The following is a 25,520-nucleotide window of genomic DNA, read 5'->3' on the forward strand; positions in this document are numbered from 1 at the left end:
TTGTTGAGAAACTTCTTTAAGCCTTAAACAGAATAGTCACCCTGTCAACCAACCGAAATTTTATATTATGAATCATAATATTTCCCGGTCACGCGCTCAGACGAAACCGGGAGCAGGGAGCCCTGTTAGGCAGTAACGTCGATCTTTTCGCGGCTGAACGCATCACGTAAATGACGGGCGAACTCCAGGGCATGCTCGCCATCACCGTGCAGACAAACCGTTTGTGCATTGACCTTGACGGTTTCTCCGCTAATGGCGCGGACTTCACCGTGCTTCACCATACTCAGTGTTTGCGCTATCGCCTGCGCACTATCGCTAAGCAGCGCACCGGGCTGACTGCGTGCCACCAGTTGTCCCGAGGCGGTATATCCACGGTCAGCGAACACTTCCTCGCGGGTGACTAGACCATAACGCTGACCGGCAGTGATCAGTTCACTGCCCGCCAGTCCCACCAGTACCAGTGATGGATTGGCAGCATGGATCGCGGCGGCGATCGCATCCGCCAGCTGTGGTTCTACCGCTGCCTGGTTGTAGAGCATACCGTGAGGTTTAACATGGGCTAAGGTCATTCCCTCGCTGACGGCAATCTGCTGTAGTGCACCAATCTGATAGAGTTGCTGCGCATAAACCTCCTCCGGTGGCAATGTCATGGCAGTACGTCCGAAATTCTGCCGATCCGGAAAGGATGGATGGGCCCCAATACTGACCCCGTACTGTTTTGCCCAGCGCACAGACTGTAGCATGGTCAGCGCATCGCCCGCATGGAAGCCACAGGCGATATTGGCTGAGCTCACCAGTTGTAACAGTTGCTGGTCGCCACTTGCGCCCTCACCCAAATCGGCGTTTAAATCAATCTTCATGACTCTGAAAGCCCCCATTTCATCATATCAAGTACATGTTGCTGGTGCTGCTTGGCCTCACGGGCCTGCTGCAAGGTGCAGTGGACAAAGTGGATCGGCTCTCCCGGACGGATCTGTGCCAGATGATACAGATCACTGGCGATCACCGATCCGATCCGCGGATAGCCCCCGGTCGTCTGGGCATCCGCCATCAGTACCACCGGTTGCCCACCGTTGGTCACCTGAATAGTGCCAGGCAACACGGCATGGGATAATAGCTCTCGGCCTTCGGGGCGATGGAGTTGGCGTCCCTGCAGGCGGTAACCCATGCGGTTACTTTGTGTGGAGAGGACCCAACCGGTGCGCCAGAAGGCCTGCTGTGATTCGGCGCTAAATTCATGGTATTCCGGTCCAGGGATCACCCTGACCCGGTTCCCCCACAATAACTGGCGGACGCCAACAGAAGCCGAAAAACGCCGCGTCGCGGGATGTAATGGCAAACTGTCGCCGTCTTTGAGGTATCGCCCTTGCCAGCCACCGAATCCGGCTTTGAGATCGGTGCTGCAGGAGTCCATCACCTGCGGCAAGTCAAAGCCACCGTTAATCGCCAGATAACTGCGGACACCACGGATAGCCCGGGTCAGGGTCAATACCTGCCCGGCGCGGGCAAAGGTCCGCCAGCCCGTCCAGACCGTCGCACCGTCCAATTCGGCCTGACAGCCAGCTCCAGTCAGTGCAAACCAACTGTCACGTTCAAAACGAAAACGACACTGTCCGAAGGTGATTTCCAGTACTGCGCTGCTTTCTGGGTTGCCGACCAATAAGTTAGCGGTTTTCATCGCCGGTAAATCCAGTACGCCGCTGAGGCTGACACCCGATTGCCCATAACTGAAACGTCCGGCATCTTGAACGGAAGTGGCCATTCCGGCCCGAAGGAGCGTTAGCATTGGCCCTCCTTTTGCGGGACAAAACGCACAGTGTCCCCCGGTGCCAGTAACACCGCCGGGTCACGTTCAGGGGAAAACAGCGGTACTGATGCGAGGCCAATCAGCTGCCAGCCCCCGGGAGTCGGCAATGGATAAATTCCGGTCTGACTGCCACCAATCCCTACACTGCCTGCAGGCACAGCAACACGCGGTTCAGCGCGACGCGGGCAGTGAATTTTCGGGTTGAGTCCCGCCATGTAAGGGAAGCCCGGCTGGAAGCCGATAAAATAGACCGTATACTGGCCGCTGCTGTGTAACTCCACCACCTGAGAGGGGCTCAGTTGACTGTGGCGTGCCACCTCCTGCAGGTCCGGACCGCCGTCGCCACCGTAAATTACTGGCACATCAATGGTGCGGGACTCAGGAATATCCGCACTGCTCCCCTCCCAGTCACGGCGAAGCTGATCCAGAGCCTGTTCAGCATCTGCCGGAATATCCCAGAGGATCACGGTCAGATTATTCATACCCGGAATAGCCTGACGCACCTGCGGTTGGCTACCAAGTCGGCGTACCAATCCCCAAATTTTTTGCTGCGAGGCCAAGGTGACCGGTGGAGATAACTCCATGACCAGTGCCTGCTCTCCCAACATATAGTATTTGATTTGCTGCACAACCTGTCTCCGTACAACCCTCGCCCTTCAGGGCGATTACCTGAATCGGTGCTTTTCGCACACAAGTTTGTCTCTACCGTTATCCGTAACGACAGGTTTTGTGTCAACATTTTTAATAATTAACTGAAAATGAAATATCTTTTGGTGGGAAGTTCAGTGAGGCAATATAGCGATCATCCGCCACTGTGCGGCGGATGAGGCAGAGACCATAACAGTCGCATTACGCTGGGTTATCAATATCGACAAAGGTCACGTTAAGGCCCTGTTCCGCTGCCAACCATTCTCCCAGAGCTCGTACACCGCCACGCTCAGTGGCATGGTGGCCAGCGGCATAGAAGTGAAGGCTACGCTCACGGGCAACATGAATGGTTTTCTCCGAGACTTCACCGGTGATAAAGGCGTCCACCCCGAAGTCAGCGGCCTCATCGATAAAGCCCTGTCCGCCCCCAGTACACCAAGCAATCCGCTCAATCTTTTGCGGGGCATTATCGCCACACCACAGCGGTTTACGTCCCAATTTCTGCTCAATAAGATGGCCGAAAGCAGCGCCATCCAGCGGCTGATCCAGACGGCCATAGGGTACCAGCGGGGCAATCTCTCCCTGCACGTGAATACCTAGCAGCGCCGCCAATTGTGCGTTGTTGCCTAACTGCGGATGTGCATCCAGCGGAAGATGCCAGCCATAAAGGTTGATATCGTGGCTCAACAGGGTGCGCAGACGCTGGCGTTTCATACCAGTGATTTGCGGCGCTTCATTTTTCCAGAAGTAACCATGATGAACGATCACCGCATCTGCCTTCAGCCTGACGGCTTCGTCAAGTAATGCCTGACAGGCAGTCACGCCGGTAACAATTTTCTGTACCTCCGGGCGACCCTCGACCTGCAGACCATTAGGGGCGTAATCACTGAAAGTTTTGCTGTTCAGTTGTTGATTAATGACGGCTTCTAACTGGATATTGTTCATCAGTACTGTTATTCCTCTGAGTTCTGACCTTGCTTACGGGCGGCCTCATAGGCCTGCAACGTAGTTTGACGCACCTTTTTGTGTTCGACAACCGGTTGCGGGTAATCCAGCGTAACCTGATGCTTTTTCGCCCATGTCCAAGGGTCATGGATAGCTTTACCCGGAACTTGATCCAACTCAGGGATCCAACGACGGATAAACTCCCCTTCAGGGTCAAAACGTTCGCCCTGCAATTGGGGATTAAAGATACGGAAATAGGGGGCGGCATCGGTGCCGGTTGAAGCTGCCCATTGCCAGCCACCGTTGTTGGCGGCTAAGTCGCCGTCCAGCAACTGTGACATAAAGTAACGCTCCCCTTCCCGCCAGTCGATCAGCAGATCTTTTACCAGAAAGCTGGCGACAATCATCCGCAGGCGGTTATGCATCCAGCCGGTGGTGTTCAACTGTTTCATGGCGGCATCGACAATCGGATAACCGGTTTTTCCTTGCTGCCAAGCGGACAAATGCTTTTTATCCTTGCGCCACTCAATATGACGGGTCCAGTCGGTATAAGGCTGATGACGGCACAAGCGGGGATGAGCCACCAGCAAATGCCGATAAAATTCGCGCCAAAAAATCTCGTTCAACCACACTGCGCCTTTACCGCCGCTGAGTGCATCGGGGTTATCCCGTAAAATACGGTGCAGACATTGACGGGCCGATAGCTGACCAGTAGCCAGATACGGAGATAACTCGCTGGTTCCTTTTTTGGCCGGAATATCCCGCTGCTTATCATAGTCGGCAGCATTGTGCAGGCTGAATTCTCGCAGGCGGCGCAAGGCTTCTCGTGCCCCTGCCGGGAACAGCTGTTGATCATAATGTTCCGCCATTGGCGTAAAATCAGGCACCTTATCGGCACTGATATCTTTCGGTGCAGTACGCCCTTGCGGTGCCGGGTAGCACTCGGGGAGTTCCTGACGTAACTTCGCTGCCAGTGCTTTACTGAACGGTGTGTAGACATGATACATGGTGCCTTTACCGGTAAGTACCGAGCCGGGGGGCACTAGGGTGCCATCATGAAACCCTTGGCAAGCAATGCCCTGCTCATTCAATTTTTGCTCAGCCTGGCGGTCACGCTGATGCTCATTCAGTTCATACTGATAGTTGTAGAACAAGGCATTAACCTGAAACTGCTCCACCACTTGATACAGTACTTCAATACTATCATTGAACATCTCTGCTTCACGGATCAGCAGCGGCACCCCGAGATGCTGAAGCTCTTCACTGAGTAGGCGTAAGCCATCGCGAATAAACGCCGCCTGCCTACCCGCCATACCGTGCTGCTGCCACTGACTGACAGTGGGGATAAACAGTGCGATGACCCGTGCTTGCGGATCCTGACAGGCTGCATACAGGGCCGGATTATCCAAGGTACGGAGGTCATTCCTCAGCCAGACAAGATGAGTTTTCATTCTTCCTCCACAGACGTTTTATCGGCCTCAGACGACAGATAAGGGAACAGGTAGCGCTGTGAGGCGATCCATTCATGGGGAAACTCTGCCAAACAGGCTTTCAAGGCCGCAATCGGCACAGATAACGGTAGCTCCCCTAATCGAAAACGATCAATGGTTGCCGCCAGCGCTTGACGCTGTTCACCGCTAAGGTGGGGACGGAAATACCCTTGGATATGCATCAACACATTAGTGTGATTCTCGCGGGTTGGCGGACAGCGCAACAGCGCCATTAATTTATGGCGGTACATCAGGGCAAAGGCAGCCGGTGAAGGCCAAGACGCCATGTCAGCGACCAAGGGGCCCAGCTCGCGGTATAGTGGCTGCGAGTGAGACAGCAGCAGGTATTTGTAGCGACTGTGAAAACGGATCAAATCGTGGGCGCTACAGCCATCGGCACAGACGGCATCAAACTCTGTCCGTGCGGAAACCGCCTCAATAAACTGCTGACGAGACTGCGGCGAAGAGAGTGCCTGTTCGGTGATCACCGGCAGGTCTTCCTCAGAGTGTTGTACCTCGGCTTCCAGTACCTCACTGCTGTCAGCGCACGGCAGAACGATGCCACTGACCGGCCAACGCAGCAATTTCTGCCGTGAATTGAGGGCATTGAGCTGTGACGCCGATGGCGTAAGCTGCTTACGAAACGCCGACATAGGCAGTGTCTGCAAACGAAACTCCGGTGGCAAATTGGCTGCCAGTGAGGCCATGCCCCGTGTAGAAAGGGGTTCTCCGGGTACTGCTATCTGAGGAAACTGTGACATAAACCTGTACCTTATTTTAAAACTTGTACAAGTTTAGAGTATAGCAGCCCTCCCAGGAAGGGGCAGAGAGCCAGAATTATCTGCTATTTTGTGCATAAAAAGGGGCACCTGACGGCACCCCTCGTTTGACTGGGTAGAGAGATTAGGCGTTTTTCAGCACTTCGCTGACGATATCCACCGCTTCTTTCTCGATTTTTTCGCGATGCTCTGCACCGAGGAAGCTCTCACAGTAAATTTTATAGGCGTCTTCAGTGCCGGACGGACGGGCGGCGAACCAGCCATTTTCCGTCATCACTTTCAGGCCGCCAATCGCTGCGCCATTGCCAGGTGCTGCGGTCAGACGGGCAGTAATCGGGTCACCGGCCAGGGTTTCTGCGCTGACCATCTCTGGGGAGAGTTTAGAGAGCGCGGCCTTCTGCGCACTGGTGGCAGAGGCCTGAATACGGTTATAGCTGGGTGAGCCAAATTTCGCGGCCAGTGCGTCATAGTGCTGCTGCGGGTTGAGTCCGGTCACGGCGGTGATCTCTGCCGCCAGCAGGCACATAATGATACCGTCTTTATCGGTCGACCACGGGGTGCCATCGAAACGCAAGAAGGAGGCACCGGCGCTCTCTTCGCCGCCGAAACCGAAGCTGCCATCAAACAGCCCATCGACGAACCATTTGAAGCCTACCGGGACTTCCACCAGTTTACGTCCCAGATCAGCAACCACACGGTCAATCATGGCACTGGACACTAGGGTTTTACCGACCGCAACCTCATCGCCCCATTGTGGACGGTGACGGAACAGATAGCTGATGGCAACCGCCAGATAGTGGTTCGGGTTCATCAGACCAGCTGGGGTGACGATACCATGGCGGTCATAGTCAGGGTCGTTGGCGAAGGCCAAATCAAACTGTTCACGCAACGCCAGCAGACCTGCCATCGCCGATTCAGAGGAGCAATCCATACGGATAGCACCGTCTTTATCGAGATGCATAAAGCGGAAAGTCTGATCGATAGCATCATTGACCAGCGTGATATTCAGCTGATAATGCTCAGCAATCCGCTGCCAATAGGCAATACCAGAGCCACCTAACGGATCAACACCCAGGGTCAGATTCGCTTTTTTGATCGCCTCAAAATCGATGACTTCAGCTAAACCTTCCACATAAGGCTGGATCAGATCTTTGCTGATGATCAAACCGCTAGTTTCGGCTTGTGATAGCGTAAAGCGTTTCACCTCTTTCAGGCCATCTTGGATCAATTGGTTAGCCCGCGCTTCGACCACTTTGGTAACATTGGTGTCTGCAGGGCCACCATTTGGCGGATTGTACTTGATGCCCCCATCTTCCGGTGGATTATGGGAAGGGGTAATCACAATACCGTCCGCCAATTGCTGGCTGTGTTTATTATGCTCGAGGATAGCGTTAGAGATTGCCGGGGTCGGCGTATAGCCGTTGTCCTGCTGAACAATGACCTGCACGCCGTTGGCAGTCAGGACTTCCAGCACCGAAATCATCGCCGGTTCGGACAGGGCATGGGTATCTTTACCGATGTAGCAAGGGCCTGTGATCCCGTTTTTCTGACGCTCTTCGGCGATTGCCTGCGCAATAGCCAGAATATGTGTCTCATTAAAGCTGTAACGGGAAGCACTGCCACGGTGTCCGGAGGTACCGAATTTGACCGCATGGTCACTGTCGGACAGATCCGGTTTAAGGACATAATATTGTGATGTCAGTTGAGCGATGTTAATCAGATCGCTCTGCTGAGCCGGTTTTCCGGCTCTTGGGTGGCTGGCCATTGCCGTTTCTCCCTAACGCTAATGATCGGTTAAATCGTTCCGCAAACTTTGTCAGCCAGTTCCTGAGGGAACAGCATTGACTGCATAATGTGTTCAATCATGCTGCATTTACGGCCGGTGTTAGTATTGGTGATTACCCAGTACGGGGTGCCGGGAATATGTTTCGGCTTAGTATGAGTCCCGTTTTGTAACAGGGTTTGCTCATCACCGGCAAAGTAGACTCGGGTTCTGCCTTGCAGGGTATGGGTCGCATCCTGAAACTCTTGCGGGCTGAGACGATAAAGCGTCGATAACACCATCATAAAGCGGTTCACTGCCCGTTTTTGATCCGCATATTCATCGGACAATAACAGCTCGCGGACGGTGCGGACACGATCCTGGGGACGTGACTCACTGTGCGACGTTGCCAGTGACGGTGTTTCGCTATCTGCAGCCTGGGTTTCTTTCGCTTCCTTGATGGTTTGTGCAGAAACATTCAGCATCCTGCGCAAAATATCAGAGGCACTTTCACCAATATGACGTGTTTGGCTGGCAATATAGCGATAAAGCTCATCGTCTACTTCAATCGTTTTCATCTTTTTCCGTACTGTAATGGATAATGTAAATTTCCGAACAATAGCAGTATACCGGAATTAATCTGATATTCTGCTGCGCTGAGTGATCCGCGGATGATAAAGTGTCACCCTGACAGGTATTCATCACACCTGTATTGTGCCAGACACCGCGTTTCGCTGCGCTGCAAGTGTCTGTCGGCATTATAAAACCTCTGACCATAATACCCTAAGCCAGGGTTTCAACCTTAAGAACTTTGCCATGATTTTAAACAGTCGACTGCAAACTGTACAGGTTGGTGAAAAATTACCCCCTGTACTGCTGATCCACGGTCTGTTCGGAAGTCTCGATAACCTAGGAATACTGGCTCGCGCCCTGAAAACAGACCGAGATGTGTTACAAGTCGACGTGCGTAACCACGGACTCTCCCCACGGGCCCCCTCAATGGACTACTCCGCCATGGCGGCAGATATGTTGCAAACCCTTGAGAGTCATGACTTAGATCAGGTGGATATTATCGGCCACTCGATGGGCGGTAAAATTGCCATGGCGCTAACCGCATTAGCACCGCAACGAGTTCGCAGACTGGTTGTGATTGATATTGCGCCAGTCATCTATGAAACCCGCCGGCACGATGATATCTTCGCCGCCCTGAATGCGGTCAGTGCCAGGGGGATCACCACCCGTGAAGAGGCAGCCCAAGTGATGCTACCTTTCATCGGTAATGAAATGGTAGTTCAGTTTCTACTAAAATCTTTCCGCCAAGGAGAGTGGTTGTTTAATGTCCCCGCATTATTGGACAACTATAGCGGTATTTCTGGCTGGCAACCGGTTGCACCTTGCCCGCAGCCAGCGCTATTTATCCGTGGTGCCGAATCATCCTACCTCGCCCCCTGTTATCGCCAAGCCCTGTTAGCACAGTTTCCCCACGCACGTGCCCACATCATCGCTGCGGCAGGTCACTGGGTACATGCCGAAAAACCTCAAGCAGTGATCAGTGCGGTACAACGTTTCCTTAACAGTCACGCGGCTGAAGGGTAATCGTGTTTAAACATTGGCGTCTGCCTGCGCACTGGAGTATGATTGCGCGCTAAAATTTTATCGTGTGTTGTTAACATGATAACCGTATTCATTCATCACTCAGCTCGGGGTATCTGATACCCGCAGATGTTCAGTTTCAAAAATCATGGCAAAAGAAAATACGGATCGTACTACGCTCGACTTATTCGCCAATGAACGGCGACCGGGGCGTCCCAAAACCAGCCTGCTTTCTCGCGACGAACAATTGCGCATCAACAAGCGCAATCAGTTAAAACGGGATCGGGTGCGGGGATTGCAGCGAGTCGAGCTGAAAATGAACAGCGATGTGGTCGAAATACTCAATTCACTGGCTGCTGAGCGCCAGATGAGCCGTAGTGAGCTTATTGAGCAAATTATTCTGTCACAACTTAACAAGCGCTGACTCCCCACTATGCGCACTCAGGGACAAATCCGGCGTGTTTACAAGTACCGCCCTACCGCCGGGTCTGCTATTATTCGCGCATCTGTAGTGAAATTACATTCATCTGATTTGAAGATTCAAGAGGTTATACCCACATGGCAATCGTAGGCATCTTTTTTGGCAGCGATACCGGCAACACTGAAAACATCGCAAAAATGATCCAAAAACAATTGGGTAAAGACGTTGCTGAAGTGCACGACATCGCGAAAAGTACCAAAGAAGACTTGGATGCCTTTGACATCCTGCTGCTGGGTATCCCAACCTGGTATTACGGTGAAGCACAGTGTGACTGGGACGATTTTTTCCCAACCTTGGAAGAGATCGATTTTACCGGCAAACTGGTTGCCCTGTTCGGTTGTGGTGACCAGGAAGACTACTCAGAATACTTCTGTGATGCCCTGGGTACCCTGCGCGACATTATTGAGCCAAAAGGCGCGGTGATCGTCGGCCACTGGCCGGTCGCGGGTTACCATTTTGACGCCTCCAAAGGCCTGGCGGACGATAACCACTTCTTGGGTCTAGCCATTGATGAAGACCGCCAGCCAGAACTGACTAATGAGCGCGTCAGCCAATGGGTTGCGCAGATCTCTGACGAACTGCAACTGAAAGAAATCCTTAACGCTTAGTAAGGTTTTTATATCACAGTTGTGATAATGTTCACTCCGGCATCCGCAAAACCTGCGTAAATGACCCGCAGGTTTTGTACTGTTTTCCGGCAGTCAGGGCTGTAGCCCTCCCTTCAGTAATGCTCGGAAATTTCAGCTGCTTATAAAAATGTCCCGCGGTTCTCCCGCCGTCAACCGGTACAGTTTCAGGCATTCCCGTCCGGCGGTCCGTGGTTTCAATTTCGATATATCGGTTCTATAATGAACCCAAAAAAATAAGGTCATTACCGAGCTTCATGGCACTTGCCAGAGTCATTATCAAAAGTAACAGGACAATAACTGCATGACTGACAACAACTCCGCATTGAAAAAGGCTGGTCTGAAGGTCACGCTTCCCCGACTGAAAATTCTGGAAGTGCTTCAGGAACCTAACTGCCATCATGTCAGTGCGGAAGACCTGTATAAGCGTCTGATCGATATCGGTGAGGAAATTGGGCTGGCAACGGTCTACCGTGTGCTGAACCAGTTTGACGATGCAGGTATCGTGACACGCCATAATTTCGAAGGCGGTAAGTCAGTCTTTGAGTTAACACAACAGCAGCACCATGATCATCTTATCTGCCTCGACTGTGGCAAAGTGATCGAGTTCCGCGATGAGTTTATCGAACAACGCCAGCGTGAAATCGCTAAACGTTTCGGTATCAAACTGTCTAACCACAGCCTATACCTATATGGTCACTGCGCCGAAGGCGATTGCCGTGAGAACGAGGGGCTGCATAACGACGACTAATGCCTGCGTTCCCTTATCCGGGCCGCTGACCACCTGATGTAATCAAACCACGCCTGACGTGGTTTTTTTATGCCTGCTCCTCGCCGTTTCGTGCTTTTCCAGTTGCCCGCCATTGGTCCTTTTCTGTACTTATTTTAATCTTAATCGTATTCATGTTATGTTTATCGGTAACATCATGACTATCTGTTACAGATTAAGGAATGCATTTGAATACAAAAAGAACTGAACAATCCCTCTGGCTGCATCTCGGTGCAGGTGCCTTTCACCGCGCTCATCAGTGCTGGTATCTGAATAAATTACATCAGAAAGGCGATAGCCGTTGGTCAATATCTCTGGCCAATATCCGTAACAGCAGCACACAGAAAATGCTTGAGCAATTGGCTCGTCAACAAGGGCGTTATACCCTCGAAATTATCTCTCCTGATGGCCACATAGACTATCAGACCATCACTTCCGTACAACATGTTCTTCCTTACGATACCCAGCTCACCGCCTTGGTGAATGAAGGCTCACGTCCAGAAACAGGTATTATTTCCTTCACTGTAACGGAAGGCGGCTATTTTCTTAACGATCAGGGTCACCTTGACCTGAATGCAGCACCTATACAAAGTGATCTTGCCGCTGAACAGGACACGGTTACCCTGTATGGTGCTCTGTATAAGATACTGACCGCCCGCCGTGAGAAGAACAGTGGTCCAGTGACCTTACTCTGCTGTGACAACCTACGCAGTAATGGCCAGAGTTTCCGTCGCGGACTGATGGAATTTGTGACCGCCCGCCAGGATCAGCCGCTGCTGGAATGGTTGGAGCACAATGTCAGTACCCCAGACTCAATGGTTGACCGTATTACCCCGGCCACCGGCGATGAACTGATTGAACGGGTGCGTCAGCAGAATATCACCGATGATCTGGTACCAGTGTGCTGTGAGTCCTTCAGTCAGTGGGTGATCCACGATGACTTTATTGCTGGTCGCCCTGCCCTAGAAGAGGCTGGAGTGGAGTTTGTCGAGGATGTGCTGCCTTATGAAGAGGCGAAAATCCGCGTGCTCAACGCCAGCCACAGTGGTATCGCCTGGGCCGGCGGTCTGCTCAATAAGGAGTTTATCGATCAAAGCCTGCTGCCGGAGGTGCGCCAATGGATCACCGCTTACGTGGAACAGGATGTCATCCCAGCACTGGAAGACTCCCCCCTCGACCTGAAGCAGTATTGCCAGACCGTTCTGCAACGTTTTAGTAATCCTCGGGTGCGAGATACCTGCCAGCGTGTCTCATCGGACAGCATTGCCAAGTTACACGAGTTCCTAGTGCCAACCCTGAAAGCCCGCTATCAACAACAGCAGACTCCCGAGGCTACGATACGGCTGATTGCGCTCTATTATTTGTTTATGCAGCGTTATGCAAATAATAGTCTGCCCTTTAGCTATCAGGATCGTGCAGGAGAAAGTGTCGACTTTGCTTCGATCTACCGCCAGAAAGATCCGTTAGCTGCCTTTGCCGCAGAGTCAAAACTGTTTGGTTCTTTGGCGGGTAACCCTGTATTTACCGCAGACCTCAGGCAGGCAGTTGTCTCTGCCCGCGAGGGAATTGCCGCATTGGAGAATGATAAACCATGAAAAGTATTTATATCGTGGTGGTAACGGCGATGCTGGCTCTGTTAGCGGTCTATTTTTTGTCGCCTTGGCCGGTGGCGCTGGGAACGGTTGCCGCTTGGGTGACCACCGGATCGTTCTTTTTGCAGGTGCTGCACATTGTTCGTAACCGCGATACCAAGGCGCTGTCACTGGGTATGTGGTCGGCCCTGTTTTTCGGTGTTTCCTGCTGGACTTGGTACGGTTATCGGGTCCACGACGTGCCGGTCATGACCGCCAATGGTCTGACTGCCTTGCTGGCCTTTTCGGTGATCATGCTTAAGCTTTACCATGAACGTCCGGGCAAAAACCGCCTACGCCGCAAACTGCGGGCAATGCCAGGGGTTATCTTACGGCCGCGTATTCGTCGTCTGCACCCCTATACACCAGGTGAGACACCGATGACCACGAGCACTGACCTCCCGGAAAAAGCAAAAGTGATCCCGCTGAAAAAAATCAGGAAGAAGAAACGTCAATCTGCGTAACCCACAGCGCAGCCTTTGGGGATAAAAGTCAAAAAAAACGCCACAGCAATGTGGCGTTTTTCGTTATTACACGACTCAGGCTCCGGCTTTCGCCCAAGTATCACGTAACCCGACGGTACGGTTGAAGACCAGTTTCTCTGGAGAAGAGTAGACGCTGTCGGCACAGAAGTAGCCTTCACGTTCAAACTGGTAGGAGACTTCAGCTTCAGCAGTGCTCAGGCTCTGTTCAACATACCCCTGACGGATCTGCAAGGAGTCTGGGTTGATCGCTGACAAGAAATCCTCTTCTGCACTTGGGTTCGGGACGCTGAACAGACGATCATAGAGGCGGAATTCCGCGCTCACACCCGCCATTACAGAAACCCAGTGGATCACCCCTTTGACCTTGCGGCCATCAGCTGGGTCTTTACTCAGCGTATCGGTATCACACTGACAATAAATGGTAGTGATTTCACCGTTGGCATCTTTCTCAACACGCTCAGCTTTGATCACATAGGCATTACGCAGGCGCACTTCTTTGCCAGTGACCAGACGCTTATAGTGCTTATTGGCTTCTTCACGGAAGTCAGCACGGTCGATCCATACTTCACGGCTGAAGACCACTTCACGGGTCCCCATCTCCGGACGGTTTGGATGGTTCGGCATCGTCACCACTTCGCTGTAGCCTTGTGGCAGGTTTTCCAACACCACTTTAACCGGGTCCAATACCGCCATAGCACGCGGGGCATTTTCGTTAAGGTCATCACGGATACAGGATTCTAGTGACGCCATTTCCACGATATTGTCTTGCTTTGTCACGCCGATACGGCGGCAAAATTCACGCAGTGACGCTGCCGTATAACCGCGACGGCGAAGACCAGAGATAGTCAACATGCGCGGGTCATCCCAACTTTCCACGACGTTTTCTGCCACCAGCTGGGTCAGTTTACGCTTTGACATTACCGCATATTCGAGATTCAGACGTGAAAACTCGTACTGACGCGGATGGACATCGATAGTAATGTTATCCAGCACCCAGTCATACAGACGACGATTGTCTTGGAATTCCAAGGTACACAGCGAGTGAGTGATCCCTTCCAGCGCATCGGAAATGCAGTGGGTAAAATCATACATCGGGTAGATGCACCACTTAGTGCCGGTCTGATGGTGTTCCGCAAACTTAATGCGGTACAACACTGGATCACGCATCACCATAAAGCTGGACGCCATATCGATTTTGGCACGTAGACAGGCAGTCCCTTCTGCAAAGCCCCCAGCACGCATTTTCTCAAACAGTGCCAAGTTTTCTTCCGGTGTACGGTCACGGTATGGGCTATTTTTGCCTGGCGCAGTCAGTGAACCTCGGTATTCACGGATCTGATCGGGCGTCAGTTCATCGACATAGGCCAGCCCTTTGGTGATCAGCTCACAAGCAAAGCTGTACAGTTGGTCAAAGTAGTCTGAAGAATAATGAACCTGTGTATCCCATTGATACCCTAGCCATTGCACATCACGTTTGATGGATTCAACGAATTCGACATCTTCTTTTACCGGGTTGGTATCATCAAAACGTAAATTGCATTTCCCCTGGTAGTCCTGGGCAATACCGAAGTTCAAGCAAATAGATTTCGCATGACCGATATGCAGATAGCCATTAGGTTCAGGTGGAAAACGTGTATGCACACTCTGGTGCTTACCGCTCGCCAGATCTTCGTCAATGATCTGACGAATAAAGTTCGTTGGGCGGGCTTCAGCCTCACTCATCTCAAGATCCTCAGTACGTATATCAGGGCAGATCACCCAAAAAAGTTACCGGCTATGATCCACAAAGCGGCCTCGGGAAACAACCGTTTGTTGATAAACAACGATAAAAAAAGGCAGGAATCTCTTCCTGCCTCACATCATGAGGAGGCTATCAGCCTTTTATTTCAAACAGCGCGGTTTCACCGGCCACGACCTGGTGACCTGCCAGCAGAGTAAGTCCGCTGTATTCATCCATATTACTGATCACCACTGGGCTTATCATTGAGCGGGCATGCTGGTTCAGATAGTCGAGATCCATCTCCAACACAGGCTGACCGGCGATTACCCTGTCCCCTTCGCTGATCAGACTGCGGAAGCCTTTACCTTCTAGGGCAACGGTATCCAGCCCCATATGTACCACTACCTCAACCCCCTGCTCGGACACCAAGCAGAAAGCATGGCGGGTGGCAAAAATTTTCACTACTGTGCCTGCCAGCGGGGAGACCACCAGGTGTCCTGTCGGACGGATGGCTACACCGTCACCCACCGCTTTAGAGGCAAAGGCCTCATCCGGCACTGCTTCCAAGGCCACCACTTCACCGCTGACCGGAGCCAGCAAGGTGGCGACGACCGGCGTTGTGGTGCTCACTACCGACTGGGCAGGAGATGGCGCGACCGGTTCGGCAACCGCAGGTTGGGCGATTGTCGCGGCGATCGGCCCTTTGGCCAGCACGGTTTTCATGGCGCTGGCAATGGTTTCGGCACGGGTACCGACCACAATTTGCACGCTCTGCTGATTAAGACGGATCACCCCGGCCGCGCCCAATTTTCTCGCCAGTTGATCATTGACTTGTGACGAGTCAGCCACCCCGAGACGTAATCGTGTGATACAGGCATCGATATTGGTCAGATTCTGCGAGCCACCGATGGCACTGATATAACGGCGTGCCAGCATTTCGGTTTCAGATTCACCGTCTTGCTGTGGCATTAGGTTTTCATCATAACCTTCCGTCTCATCCCCGGATACCGCCAGCTCACGGCCCGGCGTTTTCAGGTCGAATTTGACGATAGTAAAGCGAAACACCACATAGTAAATCACGAAGAACACCAGCCCTTGCGGGATCAACATATACCAGTGGGTCGCCAGCGGATTACGGCTGGAGAGCACCAGATCCACCAGCCCTGCGCTAAATCCAAAGCCGGCAATCCAGTGCATATGGGCGGCAATAAACACCGAAATACCGGTCAGCGCCGCATGGATAAAGAACAGTACCGGCGCGACGAACATAAAGGAGAATTCCAGCGGCTCGGTAATGCCAGTAAAGAAAGCAGCGAAGGCTGCAGCCAGCATAATACCACCGACTTTGGCGCGGTTTTCCGGGCGCGCACTGCGCCAGATGGCCAGCGCTGCTCCCGGTAAGCCAAACATCATAATCGGGAAGAAACCGGCCTGGTAACGGCCAGTGATCCCTGGGATACCGGTGCCTTTAGCGATAGATTGTTCGCCACCGAGGAAGTTTGGAATGTCGTTGATCCCGGCGACATCAAACCAAAACACCGAGTTCAGGGCGTGATGTAGACCGACGGGGATCAGCAGACGGTTAAAGAACGCATAGATCCCTGCCCCAACCGCACCCAATTTCTGAATATGCTCGCCAAAGGTTACCAGAGCACCGAAAATCATCGGCCAAATGTACATCAGGATAAAGGCCACCAAGATCATCAAAAAAGAGACCAGGATCGGCACCAGACGTCGCCCACTGAAGAAGGAGAAAGCCTTGGGCAACTCGACGTGACTGAATCGGTTATACACTTCGGCGGACAGCACCCCCACTAAAATACCGACGAACTGGTTATTAATTTTGCCGAAGGCGGCTGGCACCTGATCAACGGGGATTTTCTGGATCATGGCCACCGCGGCAGGGGAACAGAGAGTAGTGACCACCAAGAAACCGACATAACCGGTCAGGGCAGCAGCACCGTCTTTATCTTTGGACATGCCGTAGGCGACACCGATCGCAAACAGCACCGACATATTATCGATGATGGCCGAGCCGGATTTAATCAGCAAGGCCGCGAAGGCATTTCCGGCCCCCCAGCTATCGGGATCCAGCCAGTAGCCGATGCCCATTAGGATCGCTGCGGCAGGAAGTGTTGCCACCGGCACCATCAGTGCCCGCCCCACTTTCTGCATATAACTTAATATATTCACTCATTCCCCCTCATAAACCAGGCCATCATCTTATTAGTGTACTGTCTGGCGTTGCCAGACAGGGTTTGTTAGCGTCGGATACAGCGTTGTGCAGTGGAGTGTATGAAGATTTTAATTTTCACCGCAAATTAAATCGCACTTTTACGTGATACACATCAAGATAATTTCCTTTGCAAGAGTGATGCCACTGGTAACAATCGGTGACTTATTTTATTCTGCGAATTATCGTTACAGTATGATTATCGGGATGCTATGGTGTCGGGTGAGCGGCTAATGACGACACCGGCCATGCTCACCGCTGACTGATTCCGGACCTATGAGGTAATGCATGAGACTCCTTCCGCTGGCAACGTCCGCCGATGTTTCGCGCTGGGCCGCTCGCCATATCACACAACGTATTAATGCCTTCCAGCCTACCGCTGAACGCCCTTTTGTCCTCGGGCTCCCCACCGGAGGCACTCCGTTACAGACTTACCGCTGCCTGATTGATAGCGTGCAGCGCGGCGAGGTCAGTTTTCAACATGTCGTGACCTTTAATATGGATGAATATGTGGGATTACCCAAACATCATCCGCAAAGTTATCATCATTTTATGCATGAGAATTTCTTTGACCATATTGATATTCAGCCGGAGAATATCAATTTACTGGACGGTAACGCTGTAGACACCGAGGCGGAATGCCGCCGCTATGAAGAGAAAATCCGCCACTATGGAAAAATCCATCTGTTTATGGGCGGGGTCGGTAATGACGGGCATATTGCCTTTAACGAGCCGGCCTCCTCTCTGGCGTCACGGACCCGGATCAAAACCCTGACCCAGGAAACCCGTGTTGCGAACTCACGTTTTTTTGATGGCGAGGTCGATAAAGTGCCCCGTCATGCGCTGACCGTGGGTGTCGGTACCTTGATGGATGCCGAAGAAATTATGATCTTGGTGACCGGGCGACAGAAAGCCCTGGCACTACAAGCTGCGGTGGAAGGCAATGTGAACCATCTGTGGACCATCAGTTGCCTGCAGCTTCACCCGCGCGGCATTATTGTCTGTGACGACGCCTCCACCCAAGAGCTGAAAGTAAAAACCGTCAATTACTTCCGCGAAATGGAAGCCGAGGCGATTAACGCCTCCTAAATTTGCCAGTCTAATGACGATCACAGGTACAGCCTGGATCAACGGGAAGAACCCGGGAGAAAACCGAATGTATGCGTTAGTCAATGGCCGGGTGTATACCGGAATGCAGATGCTGGATGATCACGCGGTGGTGATCGATAACGGCCTGATCGAAGCCATCTGCCCCACAGACCAGCTACCGGCCACCGTTCGTCGGGTGGACACCGCTGGTGCCTATGTTTCGGCGGGCTTTATCGATCTGCAGCTTAACGGCTGCGGCGGTGTGCAGTTTAATGACAGCCTAGACGCACTCAGTCTGCGGACCCTGACCACCATGCAACAGGCCAATGAAAAATCTGGTTGTACCAGCTTTCTGCCGACCCTGATCACCAGTAGCGATGAGATGATCATCAAAGCCATCGACACCATGAATCAGTGGCTTTCTCTGCATCCCCATCAGGCGCTGGGTCTGCATATCGAAGGGCCATGGCTGAATGTGGCGAAAAAAGGGACCCATGATGCGGCTCTGATCCGCCCCTGTGACCCCGCACTGCTAGAGATAATTTGTCGTAATGCGGCGGCGGTGCGCAAGGTCACCCTAGCACCGGAAAATGTCAGCGCGGAGGCGATTGCCGCCTTAAGCCAAGCCGGTATTGTGGTGTCTGCCGGACACTCTAATGCCAGCTACGACCAGGCTATGGCCGGTTTCTCCGCTGGCGTTAGCTTTGCCACCCATCTGTATAACGCCATGCCAACCTTTGCTGGCCGTACTCCGGGGCTTATCGGTGCCGTCTTTGATTCCCCTGATGTCTATTGCGGCATTATCGCCGACGGCCTACATGTGCATTACGCCAATCTGCGTAATGCCAAGCGCATCAAAGGGGATAAGCTGATCCTGGTGACTGATGCAACCGCCCCTGCCGGAGCAGAGATTGATCAGTTCATTTTTGCCGGCAAAACCATATACTATCGGGACGGTTTGTGCGTGGATGAAAACGGTACGCTCAGTGGTTCCTCTCTGACCATGATTGAAGCGGTGCGTAACAGTGTTGAGCATCTGGGGATCCCTCTCGACGAATCCCTGCGAATGGCGACTCTCTACCCCGCTCGGGCTATCGGCGTCGAAAAACAGCTAGGCTCACTGCAGCGCGGTAAAGTCGCTAACCTGACGGTTTTCACACGCAACTTTGACATAATTAAAACCATCGTTAACGGTAACGAGGTTTTCAGCAGGTAAGCATTGAATGGTCACCGGCAAACAAACGCAAATTGGTAATATCGATCTGGTAAAGCAGTTAAACAGCGCCGCGGTCTACCGGCTTATTGATCAACAGGGACCGATTTCCCGGATCCGGGTGGCTGAAATCAGCCAGCTTGCGCCGGCCAGTGTGACCAAAATTACCCGCCAACTGATTGAGCGTGGTTTGATCAAAGAAGTTGAGCAGCAGGCTTCAACCGGCGGCCGCAGGGCAATCTCGATTATCAGCGAACATCAGGGTTTTCATACCATCGCGATCCGGCTCGGACGCCAGGACACCACCGTGGCCCTGTTCGACCTTGGCGGCAGTCAGCTGGCGGAACATCATTATCCACTACCGGCTGACAGCCTACCAGCCCTGGAAGAGGCGCTGTTTAACGCCATCGACCATTTTATTGCCGCGCAACAGGATATCTTACAGGAACTGATTGCCATCTCCGTGATCCTGCCAGGACTGGTCGACCCTGACCAAGGCGTGGTGCGTTTTATGCCGCACCTCGGTGAAGTACACTGGACTCTGGTCGCAAATCTGACCCGCCGTTTCGCAATTCCCGGTTTTGTCGGCCACGATATCCGCAGTTTGGCCTTAGCAGAGCACTATTTTGGCGCAAGCCGCGACTGTTCTGACTCCATTTTGGTGCGTATCCACCGTGGAACCGGTGCCGGAATTATTATTAACGGCAATATTTTTCTCGGTTGCCACGGCAATGTCGGCGAGATCGGCCATATTCAGGTCGATCCACTGGGCGAGCGTTGTTACTGCGGTAACTTTGGTTGCTTGGAAACCATTGCCTCAAATACGGCGATTATTCAACGCGCTAAAAAACTGCTGGAACAGGGCTATCCCAGCAGCTTGCGAGAGAGCGACTGTCAGATCAGCGATATCTGTCAGGCCGCTAACCGAGGAGACCCGCTGGCAGAACTGCTGATCAAAGACGTGGCGCTGCAACTTGGTAAAGTGATCGCTATCAGCATTAACCTGTTTAACCCGCAAAAAGTGGTGCTGGCCGGTGAACTGACCGCCGCCGACGCTATCCTATTTCCGGTGATCCAGCGCTGTATTGATACTCAGACATTAAACGATTTCCGCCGCAATCTGCCGGTGGTTCGTTCCCGTCTCGACAACCGTTCAGCCATCGGTGCCTTTGCCTTGGCAAAACGGGCGATGCTTAACGGTCTGCTGCTGCAACATCTACTCGGTGAGTAGATGACCTATTATTACTGATGCGGAATGACCTAATGACCCTTAAAAACGTAATCTGCGACATTGATGGCGTGCTGATGCACGACAATACCCCAGTGAAAGGGGCGAAGGAGTTCCTGCATGGTCTGCTGGAGAAAGAAGTACCGCTGGTGGTACTGACTAACTACCCTTCTCAGACCGAGCAGGACCTGGCTAACCGTTTCTCCTCTGCCGGGATCAACCTGCCGGAGTCCATCTTCTATACCTCAGCGATGGCGACCGCTGATTTCCTGCGCCGTCAGGAAGGCAAAAAAGCCTATGTGATCGGTGAAGGTGCGCTGATCCATGAACTGTACAAAGCCGGATTCACCATTACCGATATTAATCCTGACTTTGTGATCGTCGGTGAAACCCGCTCCTTTAACTGGGAGATGATGCACAAGGCTGCCAGCTTTGTGGCCAACGGGGCGCGTTTTATTGCCACCAACCCCGATTCCCATGCCCGCGGCTATGTCCCCGCCTGTGGAGCCCTTTGTGCGGGTATTGAACGCATTACTGGCCGTACCCCGTTCGTGGTGGGTAAACCCAGCCCTTACATTATGCGGGCAGCCCTGAATAAGATGCATGCCCACTCGGAAGATACCGTAATCATCGGCGATAACCTGCGTACCGATATTCTGGCAGGCTTCCAAGCGGGGCTAAAAACTATCCTCGTACTCTCTGGAGTGTCCGGCCCCGACGATGTGGATGTAATGCCGTTCCGCCCAGATTGGATCTATCCTTCAGTCGCCGATATTGACCTGTTTTAGTCATAGCCCTTTCTAATACTACCGGCCGCAGTTCTCCCCCTCTCCCTCCCTGACAGGCCGGTATTTCTCACTCTTCTTCCCTTTTCTAGTATCGGGCAAAAAACAAACAGCTTTGGGGTTTTATTGATTTTCATCTAAAAAAACAGCCATTTTATTGAATAAATTCTAACATTAGTGCCTCAGCAACAACTATTTTTTATTGCGGGGTTAAAATGCTTGCAATGGTTGGGGGAAATAGCGCATTTTCTTATGTATCGCGCCGGACAGGCCGCAATAATCTTATAAACAACATTACCGTTACAGGGACTCAGGAGTAGATTATGTGTTCGATTTTTGGTGTTCTGGATCTGAAAACCGATCCGGTTGAATTGCGTAAAAAGGCGTTGGAGCTTTCCCGCCTGATGCGTCATCGTGGCCCAGACTGGTCAGGGATCTATGCTGATGACAATGCTATCCTCGCCCACGAACGCTTATCTATCGTTGATGTCAATAATGGTGCTCAGCCACTGTACAACGCCGCCGGTACCCATGTGCTGGCCGTTAACGGCGAAATTTATAACCACCAGCAGCTGCGCGAGCAATTAAGCGACCGCTACGAATTCCAGACCGGTTCAGACTGTGAAGTGATCTTGGCGTTATACCAAGAGAAAGGGGTCGATTTCCTCGACGAACTGCAGGGGATGTTTGCTTTTATCCTGTATGACAAAGAGAAAAACAGCTGGCTGATTGGTCGTGACCATATCGGTATCATCCCGTTATACATTGGTTACGACGAACACGGTAACCTGTACGCAGCGTCAGAAATGAAAGCGCTGGTGCCAGTATGCCGCACCATCAGTGAATTCCCGCCAGGAAGTTACATGTCCAGCACCGATCGCGAGATCCATCAGTATTACAAACGCGACTGGATGGAATACAAAAACGTTGCTCACAACGAAACCGATAAAGAGGCTCTGAAAAACGCCCTTGAAGAATCAGTGAAGAGCCACCTGATGTCAGATGTACCTTATGGCGTCCTGTTGTCTGGCGGCCTGGATTCTTCGATCATCTCTGCCGTGACCAAGCGTTTTGCCGGTAAACGTGTGGAAGATCAAGATAAGAGCGATGCGTGGTGGCCACAGCTGCACTCTTTTGCCGTCGGTTTGAAAGGCGCACCTGACCTGAAAGCGGCCAAAGAAGTGGCTGACTCGCTAGGCACCGTGCATCATGAAATTAACTTCACCGTTCAGGAAGGTTTGGATGCGATCCGTGATGTGATTTATCACATCGAGACCTACGATGTGACCACTATCCGAGCCTCGACCCCGATGTACCTGATGTCTCGCAAAATTAAAGCAATGGGTATCAAAATGGTGTTGTCTGGTGAAGGGGCTGATGAAGTATTCGGCGGTTACCTCTATTTCCACAAAGCACCGAACGCCAAAGAGTTCCACGAAGAAAACGTGCGTAAGTTGGCCGCCCTGCACATGTATGACTGTGCCCGAGCCAACAAAGCGATGTCTGCCTGGGGAGTTGAAGCCCGGGTGCCGTTCTTGGATAAAAAATTCCTTGATGTGGCAATGCGAATTAACCCTGAAGATAAAATGTGTGGCAACAACGGTAAAATGGAAAAACACATCCTACGTGAATGTTTCTCCTCTTACCTGCCACACAACGTCGCATGGCGTCAGAAAGAGCAGTTTTCTGACGGTGTCGGCTACAGCTGGATCGATAGCCTGAAAGCGGTGGCTGCAGAACAGATCACCGATCAGCAACTGGAAATGGCGCACTTCCGTTTCCCGCACAATACGCCGACCTCGAAAGAAGCGTATCTTTACCGTGAAATTTTTGAAGAGCTGTTCCCAGTGGCAACCGCAGCAGAATGTGTACCAGGTGGTCCGTCTGTCGCTTGTTCGTCTGCCAAAGCCATCGAGTGGGATGAAGCCTTTAAAAATATGGATGACCCATCAGGACGTGCGGTAGGCGTACACCAGTCCGCTTACTAATACTGATTGTTAGTGACGAAAAGGCCGTGTTCAGCACGGCCTTTTTTTATGTCTGTGACTTTCCCCCATTCATCAGCGTTACCACGGTTTTCTTTGAATTATCAGGGACAACCCCCTATTTATCGTAAAATCTGCACAATAAATAATCATTATGGTTACTGACCAGTCAAACAACGCTTTTACGCTAAAAAACGTCAAAAAAGGTGTTGACGATCAGGGGCCAACTCCGCATAATGCGCCCCGCAACGCCGTTGAAGGTAACGCAAAATATTATGGCTACGTAGCTCAGTTGGTTAGAGCACATCACTCATAATGATGGGGTCACAGGTTCGAATCCCGTCGTAGCCACCATAATATGCGGGAGTGGCGAAATTGGTAGACGCACCAGATTTAGGTTCTGGCGCCGCAAGGTGTGCGAGTTCAAGTCTCGCCTCCCGCACCATTTTACGTTATCTTTAAGGCAGCAACTGGGATATCGCCAAGCGGTAAGGCACCGGTTTTTGATACCGGCATTCCCTGGTTCGAATCCAGGTATCCCAGCCAATTTCGATGTGCCTCATGAAATGGGATATCGCCAAGCGGTAAGGCACCGGTTTTTGATACCGGCATTCCCTGGTTCGAATCCAGGTATCCCAGCCACATTGAACAGCAATACTCAGGCTACGTAGCTCAGTTGGTTAGAGCACATCACTCATAATGATGGGGTCACAGGTTCGAATCCCGTCGTAGCCACCAGATTATTGGGGTGTCGCCAAGCGGTAAGGCACTGGTTTCTGATACCAGCATTCCGGGGTTCGAATCCCTGCACCCCAGCCAAATTTTAGTAGCACCCAGTTTCATAATTACAAAAGCACCAATTGGGGTGTCGCCAAGCGGTAAGGCACTGGTTTCTGATACCAGCATTCCGGGGTTCGAATCCCTGCACCCCAGCCATTTTAAAAGCTCACTACGGTGGGCTTTTTTTCTTTGTGCCGAAAAAAAACATAAAAAAACGGCCCGTAGGCCGTTTCGCGCAAAGAGTATCTTATAACCCAAGGGCATAACTCAGCACTTTCTTTTTCAGCCAGCCACCGCGTTGCGCTACCATCAGTCCCAGATTACGGACGACCGTCAACGGATGATTGCGGTTACTGAATGCGGTATAGAACAGATCCATACCACTTTGCATCAGCAAGTTATCCGGATAGCGCTTACGCTGATAACGATTGAGTACCGATAACTGCCACCAGTCGCGACCTTGTTGCCGCGCCTCTGCCAGAACATCGATCAGCACATCCACATCGCGATAGCCCAGATTAACGCCCTGCCCTGCCAATGGATTAATGGTATGGGCGGCGTCCCCGACCAGTGCTAGCCCAGGACGGACATACTGGCTGGCATGGCGTCGTGTTAGTGGGAAAGATCCTGCGCTTAAGACCTCAACCTTGCCGAGGCGTGCCGGAAAATGCGCGGCAATCTCCTGGGTCAGCTGAGCCGAGGGCATTTTGGATAACTGGCGAATACGCTCAACACTGTCATACCAGACTAATGACGCATAATTATCAAACAACGGTAAGAAGGCCCGTGGCCCGGACGGTGTAAACTGCTGCCAGGTGCTGTCACCGGGAAGCTGCTCACAACGCACCGAGATCAGCATACAGGATTGTGAATATTCCCAACCACTGACACCGATCCCCGCTATCCGTCTCACCTGAGAATTGGCACCGTCAGCCCCGACCAGCATCCGAGTGCGGATCTGCTGTCCATTATCCAAGGTTAGCGTCCAAGAATCGTCCTGATAGTGCGAGCTTTTCAGGGTGGCAGGACAGAGCACGGTGATCCCCTGCTGCTGCATTTTTTCCCACAATGCCCACTGCAGGACGCTGTTTTCCACCATAAAGCCCAGTTCCGGTAATCCCAGAGAATCAGCATCAAAGATAGCGTGGGCATTTTCCCATTCCCAAGTTTCCAAACGACGGTAAGGGACGCAGCGCATGGCGGTTATCGCCTGCCACACCTCCAACTCTTTCAGCAATGCCACTGAGGCACAGCCAATAGCGGAGATGCGCACGTCTGGAAGACTTTCCGGCGAAAAAGCGGCCGGAGTCTGGTGCTCAATCACCGCAACTTTAAACTGATGCCGGGCCAACCCGCAAGCCAGCGCCGCGCCCACCATACCGCCACCGGTAATCACGACATCAAATTGATCTTCCTGCATGTTATTATCCTTTCCAAGACCAGACTGCCCGTCTGAGAGCGGGTTAATGTC

Annotated in this window: 22 protein-coding genes and 7 tRNA genes; 18 read left to right on the top strand and 11 right to left on the bottom strand. The window is 52.2% G+C overall.

Features of this window, described 5'->3' with window-relative positions; translation table 11 throughout:
* Positions 1-125: 125 nt before the first annotated feature.
* The 8 genes from pxpA to seqA form a co-directional block, all read right to left on the bottom strand.
* Positions 126-860 carry a 5-oxoprolinase subunit PxpA gene (gene pxpA / locus DW47_RS0115255; RefSeq protein WP_029687300.1) on the bottom strand — a complete coding sequence of 245 codons (735 nt, stop codon included), beginning with the start codon at positions 858-860 and terminating at the stop codon, positions 126-128.
* Positions 857-1,786 carry a 5-oxoprolinase subunit PxpC gene (gene pxpC, locus DW47_RS0115260; protein WP_029687301.1) on the bottom strand — a complete coding sequence of 310 codons (930 nt, stop codon included), beginning with the start codon at positions 1,784-1,786 and terminating at the stop codon, positions 857-859. Before pxpC ends, pxpA begins: the two co-directional genes overlap by 4 nt.
* Complete coding sequence (pxpB, locus tag DW47_RS0115265; RefSeq protein ID WP_029687302.1) at positions 1,780-2,436, bottom strand: 5-oxoprolinase subunit PxpB; 657 nt, start codon at positions 2,434-2,436, stop codon at positions 1,780-1,782. Before pxpB ends, pxpC begins: the two co-directional genes overlap by 7 nt.
* Positions 2,437-2,656: 220 nt before the next feature.
* Complete coding sequence (locus DW47_RS0115270) at positions 2,657-3,400, bottom strand: type 2 GTP cyclohydrolase I (RefSeq protein ID WP_029687303.1); 744 nt, start codon at positions 3,398-3,400, stop codon at positions 2,657-2,659.
* Between the two features lie 8 nt (positions 3,401-3,408).
* Positions 3,409-4,851, bottom strand: a complete 1,443-nt coding sequence (gene phrB / locus DW47_RS0115275) for a deoxyribodipyrimidine photo-lyase (protein ID WP_029687305.1) — start codon at positions 4,849-4,851, stop codon at positions 3,409-3,411.
* A complete protein-coding gene (locus DW47_RS0115280) occupies positions 4,848-5,651 on the bottom strand; it encodes a YbgA family protein (RefSeq protein ID WP_152473190.1) in 804 nt (267 codons plus the stop codon). Before DW47_RS0115280 ends, phrB begins: the two co-directional genes overlap by 4 nt.
* 142 nt (positions 5,652-5,793) lie before the next feature.
* Positions 5,794-7,434: a phosphoglucomutase (alpha-D-glucose-1,6-bisphosphate-dependent) gene (gene pgm, locus DW47_RS0115285; protein WP_029687307.1), complete on the bottom strand. Its 1,641-nt coding sequence runs from the start codon at positions 7,432-7,434 to the stop codon at positions 5,794-5,796.
* A gap of 29 nt (positions 7,435-7,463) precedes the next feature.
* On the bottom strand, positions 7,464-8,009 hold the full coding sequence (gene seqA, locus DW47_RS0115290) for a replication initiation negative regulator SeqA (RefSeq protein ID WP_029687308.1): 546 nt from the start codon (positions 8,007-8,009) through the stop codon (positions 7,464-7,466).
* Between the two features lie 238 nt (positions 8,010-8,247).
* Between seqA and DW47_RS0115300 the strand changes: the two genes are divergently transcribed.
* The 6 genes from DW47_RS0115300 to DW47_RS0115330 all read left to right on the top strand — a co-directional run bounded on the left by DW47_RS0115300 (position 8,248) and on the right by DW47_RS0115330 (position 12,995).
* Entirely contained in the window at positions 8,248-9,027 is a 780-nt protein-coding gene (locus DW47_RS0115300) for an alpha/beta fold hydrolase (RefSeq protein WP_029687311.1), read from the top strand.
* 145 nt (positions 9,028-9,172) lie between these two features.
* Positions 9,173-9,448 carry a LexA regulated protein gene (ybfE, locus tag DW47_RS0115305; protein WP_029687312.1) on the top strand — a complete coding sequence of 92 codons (276 nt, stop codon included), beginning with the start codon at positions 9,173-9,175 and terminating at the stop codon, positions 9,446-9,448.
* Between the two features lie 134 nt (positions 9,449-9,582).
* A complete protein-coding gene (fldA, locus tag DW47_RS0115310) occupies positions 9,583-10,113 on the top strand; it encodes a flavodoxin FldA (RefSeq protein WP_029687313.1) in 531 nt (176 codons plus the stop codon).
* Positions 10,114-10,435: 322 nt separating this feature from the next.
* Positions 10,436-10,882 carry a ferric iron uptake transcriptional regulator gene (gene fur, locus DW47_RS0115320; RefSeq protein ID WP_029687314.1) on the top strand — a complete coding sequence of 149 codons (447 nt, stop codon included), beginning with the start codon at positions 10,436-10,438 and terminating at the stop codon, positions 10,880-10,882.
* 200 nt (positions 10,883-11,082) lie between these two features.
* Complete coding sequence (gene dalD, locus DW47_RS0115325) at positions 11,083-12,495, top strand: D-arabinitol 4-dehydrogenase (protein WP_029687315.1); 1,413 nt, start codon at positions 11,083-11,085, stop codon at positions 12,493-12,495.
* Positions 12,492-12,995: a SemiSWEET family sugar transporter gene (locus DW47_RS0115330; RefSeq protein ID WP_084689082.1), complete on the top strand. Its 504-nt coding sequence runs from the start codon at positions 12,492-12,494 to the stop codon at positions 12,993-12,995. Before dalD ends, DW47_RS0115330 begins: the two co-directional genes overlap by 4 nt.
* Positions 12,996-13,070: 75 nt before the next feature.
* On the opposite strand, the gene glnS is transcribed toward DW47_RS0115330, so the two are convergent.
* Together glnS and nagE are read right to left on the bottom strand one after the other, a co-directional pair.
* The gene (glnS, locus tag DW47_RS0115335; RefSeq protein ID WP_029687317.1) at positions 13,071-14,738 is read right to left on the bottom strand and encodes a glutamine--tRNA ligase; all 1,668 of its coding nucleotides are present in this window, start codon (positions 14,736-14,738) and stop codon (positions 13,071-13,073) included.
* 151 nt (positions 14,739-14,889) lie between these two features.
* Positions 14,890-16,923: an N-acetylglucosamine-specific PTS transporter subunit IIBC gene (gene nagE, locus DW47_RS0115340; protein ID WP_029687318.1), complete on the bottom strand. Its 2,034-nt coding sequence runs from the start codon at positions 16,921-16,923 to the stop codon at positions 14,890-14,892.
* A 334-nt stretch (positions 16,924-17,257) separates the two neighbouring features.
* Here nagE and nagB point away from each other — a divergent pair, with 334 nt between their 5' ends.
* From nagB to DW47_RS0115400, 12 genes are all read left to right on the top strand, one after another.
* Positions 17,258-18,058 (top strand): glucosamine-6-phosphate deaminase, encoded by an 801-nt coding sequence (gene nagB, locus DW47_RS0115345; RefSeq protein WP_029687319.1) that lies wholly within the window; start codon positions 17,258-17,260, stop codon positions 18,056-18,058.
* 67 nt (positions 18,059-18,125) lie between these two features.
* Positions 18,126-19,274 (top strand): N-acetylglucosamine-6-phosphate deacetylase, encoded by a 1,149-nt coding sequence (gene nagA, locus DW47_RS0115350; protein ID WP_029687320.1) that lies wholly within the window; start codon positions 18,126-18,128, stop codon positions 19,272-19,274.
* A 7-nt stretch (positions 19,275-19,281) separates the two neighbouring features.
* Positions 19,282-20,502 carry a DNA-binding transcriptional regulator NagC gene (gene nagC / locus DW47_RS0115355; protein WP_029687321.1) on the top strand — a complete coding sequence of 407 codons (1,221 nt, stop codon included), beginning with the start codon at positions 19,282-19,284 and terminating at the stop codon, positions 20,500-20,502.
* A 32-nt stretch (positions 20,503-20,534) separates the two neighbouring features.
* On the top strand, positions 20,535-21,287 hold the full coding sequence (locus DW47_RS0115360) for an HAD-IIA family hydrolase (protein WP_029687322.1): 753 nt from the start codon (positions 20,535-20,537) through the stop codon (positions 21,285-21,287).
* A 320-nt stretch (positions 21,288-21,607) separates the two neighbouring features.
* Positions 21,608-23,272, top strand: a complete 1,665-nt coding sequence (gene asnB / locus DW47_RS0115365) for an asparagine synthase B (protein WP_029687323.1) — start codon at positions 21,608-21,610, stop codon at positions 23,270-23,272.
* 274 nt (positions 23,273-23,546) lie between these two features.
* Positions 23,547-23,623: transfer RNA gene (locus tag DW47_RS0115370), tRNA-Met, on the top strand.
* Positions 23,624-23,629: 6 nt separating this feature from the next.
* Positions 23,630-23,714, top strand: a tRNA-Leu gene (locus DW47_RS0115375).
* Positions 23,715-23,740: 26 nt separating this feature from the next.
* A tRNA-Gln gene (locus tag DW47_RS0115380) sits at positions 23,741-23,815 on the top strand.
* 21 nt (positions 23,816-23,836) lie between these two features.
* Positions 23,837-23,911: transfer RNA gene (locus DW47_RS0115385), tRNA-Gln, on the top strand.
* 19 nt (positions 23,912-23,930) lie between these two features.
* A tRNA-Met gene (locus DW47_RS0115390) sits at positions 23,931-24,007 on the top strand.
* A gap of 6 nt (positions 24,008-24,013) precedes the next feature.
* A tRNA-Gln gene (locus DW47_RS0115395) sits at positions 24,014-24,088 on the top strand.
* Between the two features lie 42 nt (positions 24,089-24,130).
* Positions 24,131-24,205: transfer RNA gene (locus DW47_RS0115400), tRNA-Gln, on the top strand.
* Positions 24,206-24,296: 91 nt separating this feature from the next.
* On the opposite strand, the gene ubiF is transcribed toward DW47_RS0115400, so the two are convergent.
* Entirely contained in the window at positions 24,297-25,469 is a 1,173-nt protein-coding gene (ubiF, locus tag DW47_RS0115405) for a 3-demethoxyubiquinol 3-hydroxylase (RefSeq protein WP_029687324.1), read from the bottom strand.
* Positions 25,470-25,520 lie beyond the last annotated feature (51 nt).

The sequence above is a fragment of the Tatumella saanichensis genome (assembly GCF_000439375.1).
Lineage (GTDB): Bacteria > Pseudomonadota > Gammaproteobacteria > Enterobacterales > Enterobacteriaceae > Tatumella > Tatumella saanichensis.

Bases quoted from the DNA above. Each gene is read 5' to 3' on its own strand.
- nagC (WP_029687321.1), top strand. From the start codon at position 19,282: ATGGTCACCGGCAAACAAACGCAAATTGGTAATATCGATCTGGTAAAG.
- asnB (WP_029687323.1), top strand. From the start codon at position 21,608: ATGTGTTCGATTTTTGGTGTTCTGGATCTGAAAACCGATCCGGTTGAA.
- pxpA (WP_029687300.1), bottom strand. From the start codon at position 860: ATGAAGATTGATTTAAACGCCGATTTGGGTGAGGGCGCAAGTGGCGAC.
- DW47_RS0115280 (WP_152473190.1), bottom strand. From the start codon at position 5,651: ATGTCACAGTTTCCTCAGATAGCAGTACCCGGAGAACCCCTTTCTACA.
- pxpC (WP_029687301.1), bottom strand. From the start codon at position 1,786: ATGCTAACGCTCCTTCGGGCCGGAATGGCCACTTCCGTTCAAGATGCC.
- DW47_RS0115360 (WP_029687322.1), top strand. From the start codon at position 20,535: ATGACCCTTAAAAACGTAATCTGCGACATTGATGGCGTGCTGATGCAC.
- DW47_RS0115300 (WP_029687311.1), top strand. From the start codon at position 8,248: ATGATTTTAAACAGTCGACTGCAAACTGTACAGGTTGGTGAAAAATTA.
- dalD (WP_029687315.1), top strand. From the start codon at position 11,083: ATGCATTTGAATACAAAAAGAACTGAACAATCCCTCTGGCTGCATCTC.
- phrB (WP_029687305.1), bottom strand. From the start codon at position 4,851: ATGAAAACTCATCTTGTCTGGCTGAGGAATGACCTCCGTACCTTGGAT.
- fldA (WP_029687313.1), top strand. From the start codon at position 9,583: ATGGCAATCGTAGGCATCTTTTTTGGCAGCGATACCGGCAACACTGAA.
- nagA (WP_029687320.1), top strand. From the start codon at position 18,126: ATGTATGCGTTAGTCAATGGCCGGGTGTATACCGGAATGCAGATGCTG.
- nagB (WP_029687319.1), top strand. From the start codon at position 17,258: ATGAGACTCCTTCCGCTGGCAACGTCCGCCGATGTTTCGCGCTGGGCC.
- fur (WP_029687314.1), top strand. From the start codon at position 10,436: ATGACTGACAACAACTCCGCATTGAAAAAGGCTGGTCTGAAGGTCACG.
- glnS (WP_029687317.1), bottom strand. From the start codon at position 14,738: ATGAGTGAGGCTGAAGCCCGCCCAACGAACTTTATTCGTCAGATCATT.
- pgm (WP_029687307.1), bottom strand. From the start codon at position 7,434: ATGGCCAGCCACCCAAGAGCCGGAAAACCGGCTCAGCAGAGCGATCTG.
- DW47_RS0115270 (WP_029687303.1), bottom strand. From the start codon at position 3,400: ATGAACAATATCCAGTTAGAAGCCGTCATTAATCAACAACTGAACAGC.
- DW47_RS0115330 (WP_084689082.1), top strand. From the start codon at position 12,492: ATGAAAAGTATTTATATCGTGGTGGTAACGGCGATGCTGGCTCTGTTA.
- ubiF (WP_029687324.1), bottom strand. From the start codon at position 25,469: ATGCAGGAAGATCAATTTGATGTCGTGATTACCGGTGGCGGTATGGTG.
- seqA (WP_029687308.1), bottom strand. From the start codon at position 8,009: ATGAAAACGATTGAAGTAGACGATGAGCTTTATCGCTATATTGCCAGC.
- ybfE (WP_029687312.1), top strand. From the start codon at position 9,173: ATGGCAAAAGAAAATACGGATCGTACTACGCTCGACTTATTCGCCAAT.